Origin of the sequence: Actinomadura sp. NPDC048032 (genome assembly GCF_040653175.1) — a bacterium.
GTDB lineage: Bacteria > Actinomycetota > Actinomycetes > Streptosporangiales > Streptosporangiaceae > Spirillospora > Spirillospora verrucosospora.
The window spans coordinates 1-2,548 of record NZ_JBEZJP010000685.1 but is presented as its reverse complement, the minus strand read 5'-3'; the positions used below and the strand labels follow the sequence as shown (position 1 = coordinate 2,548).

The window sequence follows — 2,548 nt, the reverse complement described above, 5'->3', positions numbered from 1 at the left end:
CTGGGAACCACACAGGGACGCGAACATCTCTCGCAGCGACTCACTCTGAACGTTCAGTGTGTTCAAGCCACTCGGCCTATTAGTACCGGTCGACTCCACACGTTACCGCGCTTCCATCTCCGGCCTATCAACCCGGTCGTCTACCGGGGGCCTTACACCCACAAAGGGGTGGGAGAACTCATCTCGAGGAAGGCTTCCCGCTTAGATGCTTTCAGCGGTTATCCCGACCGAACGTAGCCAACCAGCCGTGCCCCTGGCGGGACAACTGGCACACCAGAGGTTCGTCCGTCCCGGTCCTCTCGTACTAGGGACAGACCCTCACAATTCTCCTACGCGCACAGCGGATAGGGACCGAACTGTCTCGCGACGTTCTAAACCCAGCTCGCGTGCCGCTTTAATGGGCGAACAGCCCAACCCTTGGGACCTACTCCAGCCCCAGGATGCGACGAGCCGACATCGAGGTGCCAAACCATCCCGTCGATATGGACTCTTGGGGAAGATCAGCCTGTTATCCCCGGGGTACCTTTTAGCCGTTGAGCGACACCACTTCCACACGTAGGTGCCGGATCACTAGGCCCTGCTTTCGCACCTGCTCGACACGTCCGTCTCACAGTCAAGCTCCCTTGTGCCCTTGCACTCGCCACCTGATTGCCAACCAGGCTGAGGGAACCTTTGGGCGCCTCCGTTACATTTTGGGAGGCAACCGCCCCAGTTAAACTACCCACCAGGCACTGTCCCCCACCCGGATACACGGGTGCGGGTTAGACGCTCAAAACGACCAGAGTGGTATTTCACCAATGACTCCACCCAAACTGGCGTCTGGGCTTCACAGTCTCCCACCTATCCTACACAAGACGCTCCAAGCGCCAATGCCAAGCTATAGTGAAGGTCCCGGGGTCTTTCCGTCCTGCTGCGCGAAACGAGCATCTTTACTCGTACTGCAATTTCGCCGGGCCTGTGGTTGAGACAGCGGGGAAGTCGTTACGCCATTCGTGCAGGTCGGAACTTACCCGACAAGGAATTTCGCTACCTTAGGATGGTTATAGTTACCACCGCCGTTTACCGGCGCTTAGATTCTCAGCTTCGAAGGAACAAGTCCCCCTAACCGGTCCTCTTAACGTTCCGGCACCGGGCAGGCGTCAGTCCGTATACAGCGTCTTACGACTTCGCACGGACCTGTGTTTTTAGTAAACAGTCGCTTCCCCCTGGCCTCTGCGACCCCACCCAGCTCAGACAGAAAATGCCATCACCAGGCAAGGTCCCCCTTCTCCCAAAGTTACGGGGGCAATTTGCCGAGTTCCTTAACCACAGTTCACCCGATCGCCTTGGTATTCTCTACCTGACCACCTGAGTCGGTTTGGGGTACGGGCCGCCGGTACACTCGCTAGAGGCTTTTCTCGGCAGCATGGGATCACTCACTTCACCTAAAACGGCTCGGCATCAGCTCTCAGGATACGTGAGAGACGGATTTACCTATCTCTCTCCCTACAGCCTTACCCCGGGACAACCATCGCCCGGGCTGAGCTACCCTCCTGCGTCACCCCATCACTCACCTACTACCCCCTCGGGTCCCACGCTCCCCGTCCAACAGGCCCGAAGGCCCAAAGAACGGTTCGGGTGGTCAGCATCAGAGGATTCAGCGTTGGCGCATACCAGCGGGTACGGGAATATCAACCCGTTGTCCATCGACTACGCCTGTCGGCCTCGCCTTAGGTCCCGACTTACCCTGGGCGGATTAGCCTGCCCCAGGAACCCTTGGTCATCCGGCGCACACGTTTCTCACGTGTGATTCGCTACTCATGCCTGCATTCTCACTCCCGTACCCTCCACCCCTGGGTCACCCCGAGGCTTCACCGGATACAGGACGCTCCCCTACCCATCAACACCACAAGGTGTCAATGCCACGGCTTCGGCGGTGTGCTTGAGCCCCGCTACATTGTCGGCGCGGAATCACTTGACCAGTGAGCTATTACGCACTCTTTCAAGGGTGGCTGCTTCTAAGCCAACCTCCTGGTTGTCAGAGCAACTCCACATCCTTTCCCACTTAGCACACGCTTAGGGGCCTTAGCCGATGATCTGGGCTGTTTCCCTCTCGACTACGAAGCTTATCCCCCGCAGTCTCACTGCCGCGCTCTCACTTACCGGCATTCGGAGTTTGGCTGACGTCAGTAACCTGGTAGGGCCCATCAGCCATCCAGTAGCTCTACCTCCGGCAAGAAACACGCGACGCTGCACCTAAATGCATTTCGGGGAGAACCAGCTATCACGGAGTTTGATTGGCCTTTCACCCCTAACCACAGGTCATCCCCCAGGTTTTCAACCCTGGTGGGTTCGGGCCTCCACACCGTCTTACCGGCGCTTCACCCTGCCCATGGCTAGATCACTCCGCTTCGGGTCTACAGCATGCGACTAAAAACGCCCTATTCAGACTCGCTTTCGCTACGGCTACCCGACACCGGTTAACCTCGCCACACACCATAACTCGCAGGCTCATTCTTCAAAAGGCACGCCATCACCAACAGAAACCCCGAAAGGTAACTGAGGAGGC

1 rRNA gene is annotated in these 2,548 nt (G+C 57.8%); it reads right to left on the bottom strand.

Going from position 1 to position 2,548, the window contains the following annotated elements:
- Positions 1-58 precede the first annotated feature (58 nt).
- A 23S ribosomal RNA gene (locus AB0C69_RS41030) occupies positions 59-2,548 on the bottom strand; the annotation flags it as partial.